The sequence below is a fragment of the Cyclobacterium sp. genome, from assembly GCF_014762705.1.
GTDB lineage: Bacteria > Bacteroidota > Bacteroidia > Cytophagales > Cyclobacteriaceae > Cyclobacterium.
Genome location: NZ_JABURL010000062.1, coordinates 1 through 16,899, shown reverse-complemented (window position 1 = coordinate 16,899; position 16,899 = coordinate 1). Strand labels below are relative to the sequence as shown.

Sequence of the window (16,899 nt, the reverse complement as noted above, 5' to 3'; positions counted from 1 at the left end):
AAAAAAACCGAAATTACTATGAAAAGCAATATATATCTAGGTAGCATGGTTTGTCTGATGGCATACCTGTTTACTGCTTGTAATGATGAATTCCTGGAGCGCTATCCACTGGATGAAGTCAGCAACGAGACCTTCTGGAACACGGAAAATGACCTGGCCACGTATAACAATACGTTTTATCACATGGCATTAAACGATAATAGTATACCCATTATGATGGCCCATGATGGTGGCTTTGACAGCCATCGTTATAGTTATTATTATCAGGATGAATTCACTGATAATCTTGCCCCCAGACACGAGCGGCATTTGTTTTACCAACAGGTGAGAGCAGGCAGACAGTTAGTTCCCAATGACGCCCAATGGTTTGGATACACTGGGTGGAATTTTGTCAGAGCCCTGAATATTGGTCTTGAAAACTATCCTAAAGCTGCCATTACTGATGAAGTGAGAAACAAGTATGTGGGTGAAGCACGGCTTTTCAGAGGCTGGTTCTATGCGGAAAAAGTACAAAAATTCGGTGATGTGCCCTGGGTGGAACAGGAGCTCAATATTGATGATGAGCAATTGTTTGCGGCCAGGACACCAAGAGAAGAGGCCATGGACAATGTATTGGCGGATCTGGAATTTGCCGCTACCCATATTCCGGATGATTGGGGCGATGGTAATGAGCCAGGAAGACTAAATCGCTGGGCGGCGCTTGCCATAATGTCCCGGGTTTGCCTGTTTGAAGGTACCTGGAGAAAATACCACGGCGGTTCCAATCCCGAAATGTGGTTGAGAGCGGCTGCAGACGCGGCCAAGGAAATTATGGATAATGGACCTTATGCGGTTTATAATACCGGAGATCCTGAAAATGATTTCAACTCTTTTCACCGGGTTTTGGACGTCAGCGGTAACCCTGAGGTAATGGTGTGGAGACGGTACCAATTGGGAATATATACCAATCACGTGCAAAGTTATTTCAGTTATACTGGAGGAGCCACCAAAAGTTTTGTCGAAGATTTCCTGGCAACGGATGGTTTACCTATTTCAATATCGCCTTTGTATCAGGGAGATGAAACCATTGAAGATGTTTTTGTCAATCGGGATCCTCGATTAAGGCAATCTATCCTCCATCCGGATGATACGGAAAAGTACAAGTACCATGTGAATGATGGAAGGGCATACCCCCGAATCGTTGGTATGCCCGGCGGTCTAACTACGACTACCGGATATCATATCATTAAACATTATAATGCAGACGATATGATCGGTAAGGCGTATAACACGGCAGAAACTCCCGGGATCATATTGCGATACGGGGAAGTGTTGCTTAATTATGCCGAGGCCATGGCCGAGCTGGGTGAAATCACCCAGGCAGACCTGGATATGAGCATTAATCTGTTGCGTGACAGGGTTGGCATGCCTCACCTTGATCTAAATCCTCCCATGGATCCCCGATATGCAAACGATGGTATTTCTCCTCTTTTGGTAGAGATTCGAAGAGAAAGAAGGGTTGAATTGTTTCTTGAAGGATTCAGGTACAATGACCTGAAGCGTTGGAAGCAAGGTAAAAAACTGGAAAGTCCTGATCTGGGCATCCGATGGACCCCTGAAGCTGAGTCAAGGTATGCCGGTGCAGCCATACAGACTAGCGTAGATCCCGATAATGGGAACACCTATATCGATGTTTACAAAGGCACAGATTGGGAAAACCCGGTATTCGATGAAGGCAAGCATTATTTATGGCCTCTACCACTGGATGATTTGGCTCAAAATCCTCAACTGGAACAGAACCCGGGTTACAATTAAGGTCCAGTATCATTCCGAATAATAAATAAATTAAAACCTGTCAGTGAATCGGCGAAGAGTCAATTTGCTGGCAGGTTTTTTTATTATTTTACATAAGTGGAAAGGTATAGGCGGGTCAAATATGTAAACAATGATTATCTTTAAGGAAACAGAAAAAAGCAATTTCTGTTTCACCCAAAATAATGTTGAATGTTACCTTATAGCCTGTTTTTTAGCTTTCTTCCGGTGATGGTATTTCTTTTTCAGGGCCTTTCCGGAACCTGTCAGCTGATGCATTCTGCACCGCAATTCAAAGACCAGCAATATTGGGCAGCTTATCAGGAATTTCTGACTTATGCAGACGCAGGACAAAGTATTGATATCCATGCATATATGAATTTTACATGTACCCCGATGTGCACCGCAACAATTCCAAAAGTCTTCAGACCGATTCCTTCCCTCCTTATGCCTGGTCCTTGCCCACGTTAATGAAACACATGATGAAATATTGAATAACCTTTAAAAAACGATGAAAAACCCAAAATTACTTCTATTTATCTTCCTAATGGCCAGTGTGCTTACGAGACCAGTGCAGGTACCAGCAATAGGATTGACGAATGATGCCGAGGCATTTATAAAGCGAGATCCCCACAAGCTGGAAAATCCCATCACCGTAAATTACATCAAACGCAACCTGCGGAAAAGTAGTCCGAAACTGGCCCTTACTCCCGCCTGGGAAAGAAACCTGAAACGCAAAATCAAGCAGGAACCCATGGTAGCCAATTACTATGAAGCGGTAAAAGCCAATGCGGATGATATACTTGGAGAGCCGGTACTAACCAGAAACATGGTTGGGCGCAGGCTATTGGGTACCTCCCGGGACATGTTACATCGGATGAATGTACTGGGAATCACCTACCGAATCGACGGAGACAAAAAGTACCTGGACAAAATCAATGAGGAACTACTGGCCGTTTCCAATTTTTCGGATTGGAATCCTTCCCATTTTCTGGATGTAGCCGAAATGGCCACCGCCGTAGCCCTGGCTATTGATTGGGTTGGTAAAGACCTGCCAAAATCCACTGTAACTTTAGCGAAAACCGCTTTGGTAGAAAAAGCGATCAACCCCAGTTGGGAAGGCAACCATGGCTGGATCAATGGGACCAATAACTGGAACCAGGTTTGCAATGGGGGCATGATTGCGGCCTCCATCATGATCGCTGATCAGGACCCGGAGTTGGCCGCCAAAACCATTTCCCGCTCTCTGGATGGCATGCCCCATGCCCTGGAAGAGTATGGGCCGGATGGAGTGTATCCGGAAGGGTCTACCTACTGGGGCTACGGTACAGCCTTTTCGGTGCTGACTTCAGCCATGCTGGAATCAGCATTTGGAACCGATTTTGGAATTGCCGAATACCCGGCCTTTAAAGCCAGCGCTGATTTCAGGAAACTTAGCATTGCCCCATCGGGCTGGTATTACAATTATGCGGACTGCGGCGACCGGCATGGCACGGGCGGCGACATCATACTGGCCTGGTTTGGAACCAAAACCGGGAATCCCCTTTATATCGAAAAAGAAAAATTACTCCAGAACCCCGCCGCTATGGGCAAACTTCATCGTGTCGCCGGTGCAGGTCTGATCTGGCTGGCACAGTTTGAAGCCAGTGATAAAGAAAGCCTTCCTACTGCATGGAAGGGAGACGGTGCCAATCCTATCGTTATTTTCCGGGATGATTCCGATGCTCCTGACAGCTATTACTTTGGAGGAAAAGGGGGTAAAGCCACAATCAGCCATGGCAATATGGATGCAGGTTCTTTTATTTGGGAATTGAATGGGGTAAGATGGGTCATAGATCCCGGGAACCAGCCCTACAACGAATTGGAAATTACCGGATTTGACCTTTGGGGACGGTGTCAGGATTGTGAGCGTTGGACCCTGCTGACCAAAAACAATTACGGACACAGTACCCTTACCGTCAATGAGGAGCTCCATGTAAACGAAGGTTTTGCCAGTTTGGAAGATTTCACAGAGGGTCCTCAGCCCGAAGCATTATTTGATCTTACGCCAGTATTCGGAGCCAACCTCGATAAGGCACACCGAAAGTTTAGCCGGCCGGATGAGTATTCATTGTTGATCGAAGACCAATTGGTGGCCAATGAAAATACCAAAATGATCACCTGGCAGTTGATGACGCAGGCAGATGTGGAAATTGTTGAAGGGGGTGCTATTTTACGACAAGATGGGAAATCCGTTAAACTGGAAAACCTTTCGCATCCGGATTGGATGATGTCTGTGATTTCACTGGACCCCGCACCCTTGGAACTAGACCGGCAGATTGAAGGGTTGAAGCGCCTGGAGATCAGGATTCCGGCCTGGACCCTGGAAAACGGAGAAGGAACAATTGAGGTCAGGCTTACAGAGATGTAAGAAGCCGTGGTGTCCGACATTTGCAATGTCGGACGACAGATAAACAGGATTTGCAATCCTGCTTTCGTGTCCGTCCGGGGATTACAAATCCCCCACATCTGCACAACGGAATTACAAATTCCGCGGAGCCGTGCTGTCCGACATTTGTAATGTCGGACGACAGATGCTCAGGATTTGCAATCCTGCTTTCGTGTCCGTCCGGGGATTACAAATCCCCCTCATCTGCACCACGGAATTGCAAATTCCGCGGAGCGTTTTACATTATAAACTAACCAGAACAAACATGAAATTCGAATTACTGGCCTGTAAATTTTTCCTTATAGGAATGATGCTTGCCTTTTCACCGGTAAGGGCTCAGCTGGTTCCAAAAGAACTGCCGGTTACCAGTCATCCCAGGATATTGCTGATGGAAGAGGAAGAAGGGGAAATTAAAGTACTGATAGAGAAAGACCAGCGATGGAATGACTTGCATCAGGCCATTATAAAGGAGTCTGACAAAATCACCGGTGAAGAACTTTTAGAAAGGAAACAAATAGGCAGAAGGTTGCTTTCTGTTTCGAGAGAGGCATTGAGAAGGATTTTTCACCTGAGCTATGCCTACAGATTGACCGGTGAGTCCAGGTTTGCCCAAAGGGCAGAGCGGGAGATGGTAAATATTTCGGGTTTTAGTGATTGGAATCCAAGTCACTTTCTGGATGTAGCGGAAATGACCATGGCTCTGGCCATTGGTTATGACTGGCTTTTTGAAGTGTTGTCTCAGGATAGCAAAATGAAAATCAAGGATGCCATTGTTAAAATGGGTTTGGAACCCTCGTACAATGAGGAATACAACTGGTTTTTAGACGCTACCCATAACTGGAACCAGGTCTGCAATGCTGGTATGATATACGGCGCCCTGGCGGTATATGAGGATCATCCCGAACTGGCGCACCGTACCCTTCAGCGGGCGGTGGAAACCATTGCAAAAGCCATGAATGATTACCGGCCCGAAGGGGCCTACCCTGAAGGATATGGGTATTGGGGGTACGGGACCACCTTTAATGTCTTGTTTTTGGACGTACTGGAGAAAATATACGGTACAGACTTTGGATTGACCGATACCCCTGGTTTCCTTCAGACAGCCGGATTCTATATGCACATGTCGGGCGTAACGGGATATCCTTATAATTGGGGAGATGCCGGAGGGGGCAGGGGCAACCTGACGCCTGCCATGTTTTGGTTTGCCCAAAAGAACAATCAACCCTCCCTGTTATGGGTAGAGCGGGATTACCTGGACCACCAGGATTTAAGTGGATTGACCCGAAACCGGGTGCTTCCTGCTGCCCTGATTTGGGGAAAGAACATTCCTTTGGGTAACATCCCTGTGCCTCAGGAAAAGGTTTGGGTGGGACAAGGTGCCAACCCTGTTGCGCTGATGAGAACCTCCTGGACAGATCCGGAGGCCATTTATTTGGGTTTTAAGGCAGGCTCTCCATCCGTGAACCATGGGCACATGGATGTGGGTTCTTTTATCATGGAAGCCGATGGGGTACGCTGGGCCATGGATTTTGGCAGTCAGAACTACGAGTCTTTGGAGTCCAAAGGAATTCAGCTCTTCGGCAGGACGCAGGATGCGGAAAGATGGACCGTCTTTCGCCTCAACAATTATGTTCACAATACCCTTACCATAGATACTGCCTTGCAAAGGGTAGACGGCTATGCCCAAATAGATCAATACGGAACCTCCGATGATTTTCCCTTTGCTGTTTCTGATTTGACTTCCGTATATGGAAATCAACTGGAACAATTCCATAGGGGAGTGGGCATAGTAGATCAGGCTTATGTGGTTGTCAGGGATGAAATCAAGAACAATAATTCACCATCCCACATCAGGTGGAACATGTTGACCCCGGCAGAGGTTGCATTGGACGGCGACAAGGCATTATTGACCAGAGATGGCAAAAAGCTTCATCTTATAGTTCAGGGATTGGAGGGTATTAAATGGAAAACCTATAGCACTGACCCCAAAACGGATTACGATGCGCCCAACCCCGGTACCGTAATGGTGGGTTTTGAATACCAGGCGAAGCCTGGGGAGGAACTCAAATTTCAAGTGCTATTGGTGCCGGAAGGGGCCATTGGAAAGCTCAAAGAAGACTTTAATGATTTAGCGGAATGGAAGTAATTTGCTCAAAAAAAAATCGCTCCATGATGGAGCTTTCCTACTTGCTTGTTGCCTGCCTTGCCTTGCTTACTAATATACTATCCTCCTGTTCTGGGGATCAGGAAAAAGGTCCCATCATCATTGATGAAAGAGATCAGGGAAAGGCCTTGCAGAAAAGCATACCAATAGATCGCGTTTGGTCAGGACATCCCGTAGGATTTTCCCTGATGACCCATGGAGACAGGCAATACATTGCCTATTACAACGAAGACCGGCACATGACCGTCGGCCAGCGTAATCTGGATGAAGAGACCTTTGAGTTGTATACCCTGCCTGTATTTGCCAGGGAAGAAGGGGAAGGTACCAGCACCATTCTCAATTGGGACAGTCACAACTCCGTTACCTTTGGCATAGACAAGGAAGGCTTTATTCACTTATCGGGAAACATGCATGTGCATCCCATTACCTATTTTAAATCCAGCAGACCAAATGATATCAGCTCACTGGTACAGGAAATGGAAATGGTAGGCAGGGACGAGAAGCGTTGTACCTATCCCAAATTCATGACAACCAGGGAAGGAGAATTGATTTTTCATTACCGCGATGGAGGAAGCGGTAATGGGAATGAAATTTATAATATTTACGACACTGAATCAGGACAATGGTCCAGACTTCTGGATTCACCTTTGACGGATGGGAAAGGGGAAATGAATGCCTATGCTTCCCAACCGTCCCTCCATGAAGATGACTGGTACCACATGTATTGGGTTTGGCGGGATACGCCGGACTGCGAAACAAATCATGATTTATCCTATATCAAAAGTCCGGATATGATTAACTGGTACAATGCTTTCGGTGAACCGGTAAGCATCCCAGTAACTATAGACCAGAGATCGGTAATTGTTGATCCCATCCCTCCGGGTGGCGGTATTATCAACCTTGCCGCTAAACTTTGCCTGGATGAAAATCAAAATGCCCTGATGGCTTATCACAAATACGATGAAGCAGGTAACCTTCAATTTTATGTGGCCAGGGCCAAAGATGGAGAATGGACTTACAGGCAGGTGACCGATTGGAATTACCGCTGGGAATTTTCAGGTCGGGGAAGTATTGATTTTGAAGTCCGGGTAGGGGCTTTTGAAAGGCGGGAGGATGGAAATTACGAATTGGGATACCATCATGTGGAATATGGCGAGGGCAGCATTTTGCTGGACAAAGACCTGAATCCTATAGGAGAAGTGCTGAAACCTGAATCGTATATTTCAGGTTTGAAACCGGAAATTGATTTCCCTGGATTGGAGGTCCGTTCTGCTTCGGATATGGGCCATCCAGCTAACGGCAAAACATACCTTCTTAAATGGGAGACCCTGCCCCGAAACAGGGACCGTCCCCATCCCGAACCTCTACCAGGTCCAAGCCAGCTTTATCTGTTGGAGCTGGAATAGCCACCGCAGCCCCGCTGTCCGACATTTGCAATGTCGGACGACAGATAACCAGGATTTGCAATCCTGCCTTAGTGTCCGTCCGGGGATTACAAATCCCCTTCATCTGTACCACGGAATTACAAATTCCGCGGAGCGGTGCTGCCGTGCTGTCCGACATTTGTAATGTCGGACGATAGATACTCAGGATTTGCAATCCTGTTTTTGCGCACGTTCCTACTACTAAAATAGTATTTTCAATCCGTAGCCAGAATGATTTTACTTTTTCTTACACCATAATATTCTCCACAACTGCTGTTTAGGTATTCTTCTTCTTTTTCAACAATGCCGGCTTTTACAGGGTTGAAGTGAATGTAATTGACTTTTGATGCGAATAACTTTTGAGAAAAAATCTCGATCCCATGGTATCCCTTTTCCCAAAACCATATCTGTCCATTTTTTTGGAATAACCATAAAAGCCATTTTTTTCTGCTTTCTCTCTCATTTTCCTGAATCTCCTCAACGATTTTTTTTGCTGTGAATTTTTTAAAATCCCTGATGATATCACTTAGCGGTTCCCTGTCACTGCTCAGAATAAAGTGACAATGATTGCTCATGATAACCCAGGCATGCACCTTTAACCCTTTGGCTGTTTGGCAGTAGTTGATACTTTCAATGATGATTTCAACATAATCATTCCTTGTAAAAACATCTACCCATTGGTGAACAGTGAAGGTTACAAAATGAAGGGCTTCCTGGTCTTTGATGATATATGAAGAGGGCATGAGTAAAAAATCTAAAATGAACAGTTGTTTTAACCCTATCAATTTACTGTTCAGGGAGTTAAAAATCAATATCTGATTTAGTATTTTATTTTTCGAGTTTAAATGGGGATTACAAATCCCCCTCATCAGTTCCACGGAATTGCAAATTCCGCGGAGCGGTGCTGCCGTGCTGTCCGCCATTTGCAATGTCGGACGACAGATAACCAGGATTTGCAATCCTGCCTTCGTGTCCGTTCGGGGATTACAAATCCCCTTCATCTGTACCACGGAATTACAAATTCAGCGGAGCGGTGCTGTCCGACATTTGCAATGTCGGACAACAGATAAACAGGATTTGTAATCCTGCTTTCGTGTCTTTCCGGGGATTACAAATCCCCATTATCTATTCCACGGAATTCCAAATTCCGCGGAGCGGTGCTGTTTGGGCGGGACGACCAGCTCTATTGTAGGATTCTTTTGTTTATTTTCCGTATAAAATTTCGTAGGGGCGGGAAATTTGCGTTTGTAATTCGGCAATGCTCACCAAACCGTTGTTTCGAAAAAATTCCTTGCCTTCCATGAAAAACAATATTCCCGGGACCGATAACATGCGCAACTGTGCAGCCATTTTCAGGTAGTGTCCTGCATCCAGTTTCAATAAATTAATTTCAGGAAATTCATCAGTGATTAATTGTTTAATTTTTGGATACAATACCTGACAGACTCCACAGCTTTCCCTATAAAAATAAATCAGAACTGCTGGTTTATCTTTCAGATACTTTTCTAATTTTAATTCACTAATTATTTCCATGGAATGGTATAATTTAGAATGGTATTGACATGAAAAAGGTTGACTTTATTGTAAACCCATGCCGGTTTGAGGTTTTGCTGATCCAATGCCGCTTTACCCATCAAGATCAAATGCAGGTTAAGCCCCTCTACCCATTCCTTTAAATTGTACCGCATGCCCAAATTGATCTGCGCATAACTGGGTACGGCATACTTATTACGTCTGGCATCAGCTGCATCAGGAAGAAAATATACTCCCATAAAGGTATACAATTGAAGCGGTTTTTGTGCCAGGGAATGCTGGAAGTAGGTACTGATAGCATCTGCATGACTCAATCCTTCATTTCTTTCCCTTGGAATAAAGGTATAGAAAGGATCTCTTCCCCACTCCCTGGGGCTGAGGTAGCGCCCCTTTCCCTGAATGTTGGTATAATTCAGGTACCATAGATTTCGCCTGGACTGAAGACCCATTCTTCCACTCACTATCCAATTGAAATCCTCCGGATTTTTGTACCGGAGATCAACTTCCTCATTTCCCCCGTTTCCAATCCCATGTTGAATGGTGGCTTGTATTCCGGTAATTGCCTTAAGGTTGGAATCAGGGATGTTCCAGCTTTTGTCCCATTGAGCCAGAAAGCTGCTGTAAATATTTTCCACAAAGGTATGATTGAGCTGAAGGTTGGCATTGTCCTTTAAGGTGAAATCAATATCTAAAACATGTACAAAATTAACATCGGTATTGCCAAAATAGCTGGAAGGATTACCAAATTCATCCCTTCCTACCGGGTACATGCCCATGCTTTCATCCAAGCCAAACCAATGCCCGGTAGATCGCGGTGAGACTGCCCATATCAGATTACTCTTAATGTTTACATTTGGGTTGGGTAGTAACCCTATCCTTAAACCTTCTACAAAGGTGGGACTCAGCCTGCCATCCTGTTGGTTAATGAAAGGCGTGTTGATTTCCATCCTGCCCAAAATAGCCTGGAATTTCCCCTTTTCAAAAGCCAGGTTCAGCTTGCCTATTTTCCCAAACAGCCTGCGGTCCAAATGATTTACATCAAAAAGGCCTACTTCATAACGATTAAGGTTTGGCACCCGGGGGTCCAGTGTCCTGAGGTCGGAACTCAATATACGGAGAAAGCCCAGGTATTCCCCATTCACTTTGAATCCATAGGGAAGTCTTGTGCTAAGTTCCACCCTTGCCATTTGACCCCAGGCATGGTCATTTTTAAAATCTCCCGTGTAACTGGTGCTCATAAAATAGGAGCGAAGTCCCAATTCAATTGCAGTTTTCCAGACGGTGGAATCTTGCTGGGCGCTCAGAGGAAGCCAAAGAAAAGACAAATAAATGATAATCTGGAATTTTTTCATTTTACTTCAGCTTTTGCAGTTAATATGGGTTGAAACGGGCCATATTTATGCTGTGTCTCTGAATAAGGATCTGTAAATGGTCCAAAAGGATGGTCCATGGGTTTTTTGGATATATCCGGCCAGTCGGTAGATTTATCTTTCGATGGTCTTTCCATAGAGTTGACATAGGCAGCAACATCCCAGGCTTCTTCATCACTGAGCAAGGGACGTTCATGGTTAGCTCCTAAAGGCATATTGGCTTTGACAAAGCCCGCAAAGCGGGAAAGCCGGTACAATCCGGCACCGTCATTGTAGCTATTAGAGCCCCAGAGTGGGGGATAAATATACCCCTTACCGGAAACCTGGGCCAGCCCCTGCCCTTCAGTACCATGACAACTGGAGCATTGTTGGTCATAGACGGTTTTCCCCAAAATGGGATCCGCTGCCCTCTCCATCAGAGGAACGGCATAAATACCACTGCCTTGGGGCCGGGTTCCTTTGGGAACAGCCTTTCCCAGCCAAAGCATGTATGCAACCATGGCTTCCATTTCTTCGCTGTCCCTTTCCAGGGCCTTACCATTGAGGCTTCTTTCAAAACAATCATTGATTCTTTTTGGAATATCCTCCATTTGACCCGATCGGGCTCTTATTTTGGGATAACCGGAGGCAACAGCCCCGAAGTTATTTCCCAGGGGAAGGGTGCCTGCCTCCAGATGGCAGTTTTGGCAGTTTAGGCCATTGGATATTTTTTTTACTTTTCCTTCAGGACCCAGGTATTCTGCTGTATGTACCAGTAATTCCCTGCCATATTGAATTTGCCTGGCATTGGGCTCAGCCATTACGGTATTCCAGTCAGGCGCTTGCCAGAGGTCATCCGTGGAAATCAACCGCTGATCGTTTTTTTCAGTTGGTTTTAGGACATTTTTCCCGTCAGCCACCATCGACACTTTGGCGGCCTTTTCTGTTCCAAATTGAGTGATCACCAGTGCCAGAACAAACAAACTCAACATAAAAATCGCCAAAAGCAGACCCAACAGCCCTTTGATCAACAAAAGCAAAGATTGAGCAGATTTTTTCATAAGATTACTTCATTAATTATTACAATATTACCTGCAATTAATTCTGTAAGAAGTGATCTCTATCACACAGCATGCTTTTCCGGAATAAAATTTTTTGTAAATTGACCATTGGATTGATGCTGATCTCATTGATCCTGTCAATGAGATCATTATACCATAGTTGTTAAAATAAGCCAGTGTGGAAATGGTCATTTAAAAATGTTCATTCAAATCCTGTTTTTTACAATAACCCAAAATTAAAATGAGCCTGAAGAAAAATTTGACTTTCTTGCTACTGTTTTTTGCCGCTGTTTATTTTGCAGAGGCCCAAAACCTCATCAGTGGAAAATACTCCGAAGAAGAGCTTTTTCAATTACTGACCCCTTTGGAGGAATGGAAACCATTTCCTGCTTTGGATGACAGATCAGCCTGGCAAAATGCCGATCAGGAAATGATGCGGGAGTACCTCAGGTATGCCAATGAAAACATAGATTACGACTGGCCTTATATCCCTGCTACCAAATCTTTATTGATAGACCGAACAGGGGACAGGGACGAATATCAGGCCATCACCTTCGAAAAGCGCAGGATGTTGGGCACCATGATTTTGGCTGAACTATATGAAAATAAGGGCAGGTTTATTGACCCGATCATCAATGGAATCTGGTCTATTTGTGAAGAGTCTTTTTGGGGAGTTCCAGCTCATCTTCCTAAAACCAGGGAATATTCCGGATTGATGGATGTAACCCGGCCATTTGTGGATTTATTTGCCGCTGAAACAGCGACTTACCTGGCATGGGCCGATTATTTTTTCGGGGAAAAATTTGATGAAATTTCTCCCCAAATCCGGAAAAGAATACGCCATGAAACGCAAACACGCATTTTCGAACCTTTGATGAACCAGCACCATGGCTGGATGGCTGCCAATGCAAATGGCAGACCTCCCAATAACTGGAATCCCTGGATTTGCTCAAACTGGATCAATAGCGCTTTGTTGCTGGAGAAAGATCAAACCAAAAGGACTGCATTGGTATACCGAGCCGTACAGGTGTTGGATGAGTTTTTAAATCCCTATCCAGCGGATGGTGGCTGTGATGAAGGGCCCAGCTATTGGGGAGCTGCCGCAGCCTCGCTGTTTGACAATATTTCACTGCTAGACCTGGCCACACATGGTGCCTTCCAGTATGTGTATGAAGATGAAAAGGTAAAAAACATGGGGAAGTTTATCTACCGGGCGCAGATCAGTGAAGATTATTTCCTGAATTTCGCAGATGCAGATCCCCAACCTACCATGGCTGCCTCCATGATTTACCGCTATGGAAAAGCCATTCAGGATCCTGACATGATGAAATTTGGAGCCTATTACCGCAGGGAAAATGATTTTACCCTTCCCCGCTTCCATTATTTCAGAAACTTTTTTGAGGTATTCATGCAGGAAGAATTCCAAAAAGCTGAAAAAGGGCTGCCGCTTCCCAAGGATGTCTGGCTTCCTGATATACAGGTAATGGTCGCCAGAGACAGGGAGGGAAGTACGGATGGTTTTTTTCTTGCCGGCAAAGGAGGCCATAATGATGAGAGCCATAATCACAATGATATTGGCAATTATGTGGTGTATTACAATGGCTTACCGCTTTTGATTGATGTAGGCCGGGGCACTTATACCAGGAAAACATTCAGTGAGGAGCGATACAGCATTTGGTACAACCGTTCGGATTACCACAACCTGCCTACTATCAATGAGGCTACCCAATTGCCGGGGAGTCAATACCGGGCAACGGAAGTCAGCCATGAAGCCAGGAAAAACAGCAGTGCCATGACACTCAACATAGCTCATGCTTATCCGGAAAATGCAGGGATTGTATCCTGGGAGCGGGTTTTAAATCTGGATAGGGGTAAAAAAGTGACCATAAATGATGCTTTTCAATTGACCCAATCCAACAGCCTGGTGCAACATCTCATGACCATTTATCCCGCAAAAGTAGTGGCGCCCGGTGTATTGTCTATTCCATTCGAAGATGCACAGGGGAATATCATTCCGTTTGAACTCAGTTATGATCCCAAAAGCATGGTGGCCAGCGTTGAGAAAATAGCCCTTACTGAGCCCGAAGACAAAGGAATAGGTCAGAAATGGGGAGACACCATTTACAGGATCAACTTGGAATACCAATCCATTCCAGCCAAAGGAAACAGCACCTTTGTACTAAAAAGAGAATAAATTTAAATTAAAAACCAGACTTGATACTTTCCCAATCCCAATCATTATTGATTTGGGGGATGGCATGGTGTGCGGTCATATCAAACTGACAAGGCACTACTGCAGCATAATTATTGGCAATGGCCCATTCATCATTGTCTTCTCCTTTATCAAAATTTACAAAGTTACCTGCCATCCAAAAATATTTCCTCCCATTGGGGTCATATCTCTCCTCAAAATCCTCCTGCCACTTGGCCCGGGCCTGCCTGCAAATTTTAATCCCTTTCAGGGCTTCATTTCTCTTGGGAGGAAAATTAACATTGAGCGCCACTCCCTTTGGGATTCCAAATTCCAATACTTGTTTGGCAATCTGGTACACATGGGCCTCTACATGGGAGAAGTCGGCATCTGAACTGTAATCACAAAGGCTGAAACCTATGGAAGGATAGCCTTCTATGGCACCTTCTATCGCTGCGGACATGGTGCCGGAATACAACACACTGATGGAGGTGTTGCTCCCATGATTGATGCCGCTAACGATAAGGTCTGGCCTTCTGTCTTTCAATACATAGTGTTTGGCCAGCTTTACGCAGTCAGCTGGTGTCCCGCTGGATTTAAACGCTTTTACATCTTGAAAAATCTCCTCTTCATAAAGCCGAAGGGTATTTCCAATGGTGATGGCATGTCCCATACCGGACTGGGGACTGTCGGGTGCCACCACGACCACGTCTCCCAATTTTTTCATTACATCTACCAGTACACGGATTCCCCGGGAAGTAATCCCGTCATCATTGGATACTAAAATTAAAGGTTTTGACATTAAGAATTTCTTTTTATTTGATTGTAATAGGCGGTAATCCTCAGCAAATCTCCCCTTTTATCATGAGAAAGTCTGTTTTTTCTCATGTAAAGTTTCATTTCTGAAGACTTATCATCCATAAAATCATTGAGCAGTTCTCTTTTTTTCTGACTGTATTTGTAAATTTTTTGATCCTGAAGAAAATAGAAATCAAAATCAAGCCGGTTAAAGCCTCTTCCCATCATGGGCATACCCCACATGGGATTCATGTACATGCCCCGCATGCCCATGGTGTTGAAATTCCTGTTGTCTACAGTAATAAATTCCCGGCACAACAAGGTGATTTCCTGCCCTTCTGTAAGCAATTCAAAAAATATGGGTGTTTTGTAATCTGAGTTCAATGCATAGGGGAGACTATAGAAAATTCTGATGCCACCATAAATTTCATCGAAAATTTCAAAATGGCTGATAGATGCAGAACTGAAAGTTTCTACGGTATTGGACTGAACCTGAACGATATTGGCTTCCAGGTCATATTTCACCTTGCCTTCATGTATTTCCCCTGAGTTAAGATATACTTTTCCATCGTGCCAAATCTGGGAAGGAAATTCCTGCGCCCCGGCAACGGTGACAAGCATGAATAAACAAGATAGGATAAACAAGTATTTTTTCATGACTTTTTGCTTTTTGCTTCTACCCCTGATACGTAAAATAAATGGCTTATGTTGAAGCAGGAAAAGTTAAAAATAGTAAAAAAGCTATTTTCGCATGATTTGGTGGCCCATTTTATCCCTTTTGGTTTGAAGATATCTCTCGTTATGCGGATTGGAATTGATCTCAAGGGGGACAGTATCCACAATTTCCAATCCATATCCGGAAAGACCTATCCTTTTGGTGGGATTGTTGGTGATCAACTTTATTTTGGTCACATTAAGGTCGCGAAGAATTTGTGCACCAACCCCGTAATCCCTTTTGTCCATGGGAAAGCCCAGGGCAAGATTTGCCTGAACCGTGTCCATACCTTCTTCCTGTAGTTTGTAGGCTTTCAATTTATTGATCAGCCCTATGCCCCGGCCTTCCTGGTTCATGTACAGTACCAGGCCTTTACCGTGCGCTTCAACCATTTTCATAGCCTGGTGAAGTTGAGGCCCGCAATCACATCGGCAGGAACCAAAAATATCCCCTGTGATGCAGGAGGAATGTACCCTTACCATCACGGTATCCCCCTCTTCCCATTTGCCTTTGATCAGGGCCATGTGAATTTCATCCGTATTGGTTTGCCTGTAAGCAATCAGGTCAAAATTACCCCATTCCGTAGGCATATCCACACCAATTTCTCTCTTGATGAGACTTTCGTTTTTTAACCTGTAGGCAATCAGGTCTTTGATGGAAATCAGTTTAAGGTCAAATCTTTTGGCCACCTGCACCAGATCCGGTAACCTGGCCATGGTGCCATCTTCATTCATGATTTCAACCAACACACCTGCAGGTTGTAATCCTGCCAGGCGAGCAAGGTCTATGGCGGCCTCTGTATGGCCCGTTCTCCTCAGTACCCCACCTCTTTTGGCTTTCAAAGGGAAAATATGTCCCGGCTTACCCAGTTCCTCCGGACGAATTTCCGGGTCGATCAGGGCTTTGATGGTTTTGGACCGGTCACTGGCAGAAATCCCTGTAGTACAGCCATGGCCAATCAGGTCCACTGATACAGTGAAAGGGGTTTCGAATGCCGCCGTGTTGGTACCCACCATTAATTCCAGGCCAAGGGCTTCACATCTGTCCTCGATCAGTGGCGCACATATCAGACCTCTGCCATGCGTAGCCATAAAATTGATGATTTCCGGGGTTACTTTTTCCGCAGCGCAGACAAAATCGCCTTCATTTTCACGGTCTTCATCGTCGACCACGATGATGATTTCCCCGTTCCTGGTGGCTTCTATGGCTTCTTCTATGGTATCCAGATGAAAAGTATCTTCCATTTTATTCTTAAATCACTTTAAATAAAGTCGCAAAATTAGGATTATTTATTTATTCAACCGTTTTTTCGAAATATTAGTTTATTTCCTGGAGGGGATTACTTTTCCCATTTCCTGTTCAATTTGGGTTTTTAGTGGGGTATTTTCAATGACTCCCGGCAAGGGCTATTGCAATTCGGTTTCTAGGGCAGCTTTTATTTTTTC

Annotated in this window: 12 protein-coding genes; 5 read left to right on the top strand and 7 right to left on the bottom strand. The window is 44.9% G+C overall.

Annotation, left to right across the window (positions count from 1 at the left end):
• Positions 1-18 precede the first annotated feature (18 nt).
• The 4 genes from HUJ21_RS11815 to HUJ21_RS11800 all read left to right on the top strand — a co-directional run bounded on the left by HUJ21_RS11815 (position 19) and on the right by HUJ21_RS11800 (position 7,789).
• On the top strand, positions 19-1,794 hold the full coding sequence (locus tag HUJ21_RS11815; RefSeq protein ID WP_291370009.1) for a RagB/SusD family nutrient uptake outer membrane protein: 1,776 nt from the start codon (positions 19-21) through the stop codon (positions 1,792-1,794).
• 508 nt (positions 1,795-2,302) lie between these two features.
• Entirely contained in the window at positions 2,303-4,201 is a 1,899-nt protein-coding gene (locus HUJ21_RS11810) for a heparinase II/III family protein (protein ID WP_291370007.1), read from the top strand.
• A 283-nt stretch (positions 4,202-4,484) separates the two neighbouring features.
• A complete protein-coding gene (locus tag HUJ21_RS11805) occupies positions 4,485-6,365 on the top strand; it encodes a heparinase II/III family protein (protein ID WP_291370005.1) in 1,881 nt (626 codons plus the stop codon).
• Between the two features lie 23 nt (positions 6,366-6,388).
• Positions 6,389-7,789 (top strand): BNR repeat-containing protein, encoded by a 1,401-nt coding sequence (locus tag HUJ21_RS11800; protein ID WP_291370003.1) that lies wholly within the window; start codon positions 6,389-6,391, stop codon positions 7,787-7,789.
• Between the two features lie 233 nt (positions 7,790-8,022).
• Here the strand turns inward: HUJ21_RS11800 and HUJ21_RS11795 are convergent, their stop codons facing one another.
• The 4 genes from HUJ21_RS11795 to HUJ21_RS11780 all read right to left on the bottom strand — a co-directional run bounded on the left by HUJ21_RS11795 (position 8,023) and on the right by HUJ21_RS11780 (position 11,750).
• Positions 8,023-8,808: a transposase gene (locus HUJ21_RS11795; protein ID WP_291370001.1), complete on the bottom strand. Its 786-nt coding sequence runs from the start codon at positions 8,806-8,808 to the stop codon at positions 8,023-8,025.
• A gap of 202 nt (positions 8,809-9,010) precedes the next feature.
• Positions 9,011-9,340, bottom strand: a complete 330-nt coding sequence (locus HUJ21_RS11790; protein WP_291369999.1) for a thioredoxin family protein — start codon at positions 9,338-9,340, stop codon at positions 9,011-9,013.
• The gene (locus HUJ21_RS11785) at positions 9,331-10,692 is read right to left on the bottom strand and encodes a hypothetical protein (protein WP_291369997.1); all 1,362 of its coding nucleotides are present in this window, start codon (positions 10,690-10,692) and stop codon (positions 9,331-9,333) included. Before HUJ21_RS11785 ends, HUJ21_RS11790 begins: the two co-directional genes overlap by 10 nt.
• The gene (locus HUJ21_RS11780) at positions 10,689-11,750 is read right to left on the bottom strand and encodes a c-type cytochrome (protein WP_291369995.1); all 1,062 of its coding nucleotides are present in this window, start codon (positions 11,748-11,750) and stop codon (positions 10,689-10,691) included. The genes HUJ21_RS11785 and HUJ21_RS11780 overlap by 4 nt, the downstream gene beginning before the upstream one ends.
• A gap of 241 nt (positions 11,751-11,991) precedes the next feature.
• On the opposite strand from HUJ21_RS11780, the gene HUJ21_RS11775 reads away from it, so the two are divergent.
• Complete coding sequence (locus tag HUJ21_RS11775) at positions 11,992-13,944, top strand: heparinase II/III family protein (protein WP_291369994.1); 1,953 nt, start codon at positions 11,992-11,994, stop codon at positions 13,942-13,944.
• A 7-nt stretch (positions 13,945-13,951) separates the two neighbouring features.
• Here HUJ21_RS11775 and surE read toward each other — a convergent pair whose 3' ends face one another.
• The 3 genes from surE to HUJ21_RS11760 all read right to left on the bottom strand — a co-directional run bounded on the left by surE (position 13,952) and on the right by HUJ21_RS11760 (position 16,698).
• Complete coding sequence (gene surE / locus HUJ21_RS11770) at positions 13,952-14,743, bottom strand: 5'/3'-nucleotidase SurE (protein WP_166144932.1); 792 nt, start codon at positions 14,741-14,743, stop codon at positions 13,952-13,954.
• A complete protein-coding gene (locus HUJ21_RS11765) occupies positions 14,743-15,396 on the bottom strand; it encodes a hypothetical protein (RefSeq protein WP_291369990.1) in 654 nt (217 codons plus the stop codon). Before HUJ21_RS11765 ends, surE begins: the two co-directional genes overlap by 1 nt.
• Positions 15,397-15,480: 84 nt before the next feature.
• The gene (locus tag HUJ21_RS11760; protein WP_291369988.1) at positions 15,481-16,698 is read right to left on the bottom strand and encodes a bifunctional 3,4-dihydroxy-2-butanone-4-phosphate synthase/GTP cyclohydrolase II; all 1,218 of its coding nucleotides are present in this window, start codon (positions 16,696-16,698) and stop codon (positions 15,481-15,483) included.
• Positions 16,699-16,899 lie beyond the last annotated feature (201 nt).